The following is a 1413-nucleotide window of genomic DNA, read 5'->3' as shown; positions in this document are numbered from 1 at the left end:
GGCTCTATAATATTTGTAGTGGGTAAATCCCTATAGATATTATGGAGCCGATTTTGTTGTAGAAAAAAAGTCCCATATGACCTATAATGAAAAGCGACTAAACAACTCATTAGAAAGATTCATATGGAACAATTACATTTTATCACAAAACTACTCGATATTAAAGACCCTAATATCCAGATTCTAGACATCATCAATAAGGATACACTCAAGGAAATCATCGCTAAACTGGATTATGACGCTCCATCTTGTCCTGAGTGCGAAAGCCTAATGAAGAAATATGACTTTCAAAAACCTTCTAAAATTCCTTACCTTGAAACGACTGGTATGCCTACTAGAATTCTCCTTAGAAAACGTCGTTTCAAGTGCTATCATTGCTCTAAAATGATGGTCGCTGAGACTTCTCTCGTCAAGAAGAATCACCAAATCCCTCGTATCATCAACCAAAAGATTGCCCAGAAGCTAATTGAAAAGACTTCTATGACCGACATTGCTCATCAGTTGTCTATTTCAACTTCAACCGTTATTCGTAAACTCCATGACTTCCGTTTTAAGCATGATTTTTCTCGCCTTCCACAGATTATGTCCTGGGACGAATATGCCTTCACTAAGGGAAAGATGAGCTTTATTGCGCAAGATTTTGACAATCTCAATATCATCACTGTTCTTGAAGGTAGAACACAGGCTGTCATCCGAAATCACTTTCTTCGATACGATAGAGCCATCCGATGTCGCGTCAAAATCATTACTATGGATATGTTTAGCCCTTACTATGACCTGGCTAAACAGCTTTTTCCGTGTGCTAAAATCGTTCTTGATCGCTTTCACATTGTTCAACACTTAAGTCGTGCTATGAGTCGTGTGCGTGTCCAAATCATGAATCAGTTTGAGCGAAAATCCCATGAATACAAGGCTATCAAGTGCTACTGGAAGCTCATACAACAGGATAGCCGTAAACTGAGTGATAAGCGATTTTATCGTCCTACTTTTCGTATGCATTTAACCAATAAAGAGATTTTAGACAAGCTTTTGAGCTATTCACAAGACTTGAAACATCACTATCAGCTCTATCAGCTCTTGCTTTTTCACTTCCAGAATAAGGAACCAGAGAAATTTTTCGGGCTTATTGAAGACAATCTTAAGCAGGTTCATCCTATTTTTCAGACTGTCTTTAAAACCTTCCTCAAAGATAAAGAAAAGATTGTCAACGCCCTTCAACTACACTATTCTAATGCCAAACTGGAAGCAACCAATAATCTCATCAAACTTATCAAGCGCAATGCCTTTGGTTTTCGGAACTTTGAAAACTTCAAAAAACGGATTTTCATCGCTCTGAATATCAAAAAAGAAAGGACGAAATTTGTCCTTTCTCGAACTTAGCTTTTCATCAACCCACTACAGTTGACAAAGAGC

The 1413-nt window shown here is 37.8% G+C and carries 1 protein-coding gene; it reads left to right on the top strand.

The window, feature by feature from the left end:
• Positions 1 to 123 precede the first annotated feature (123 nt).
• Positions 124 to 1380, top strand: coding sequence for an ISL3 family transposase (locus HT724_RS09800; protein WP_173276858.1), 1257 nt, complete (start codon positions 124 to 126; stop codon positions 1378 to 1380).
• Positions 1381 to 1413: the final 33 nt, after the last annotated feature.

The organism is Streptococcus sp. k-402, assembly GCF_013277515.1.
In the GTDB taxonomy this organism is placed as follows: domain Bacteria; phylum Bacillota; class Bacilli; order Lactobacillales; family Streptococcaceae; genus Streptococcus.
This window is presented reverse-complemented; position numbering and strand designations above follow the sequence as displayed.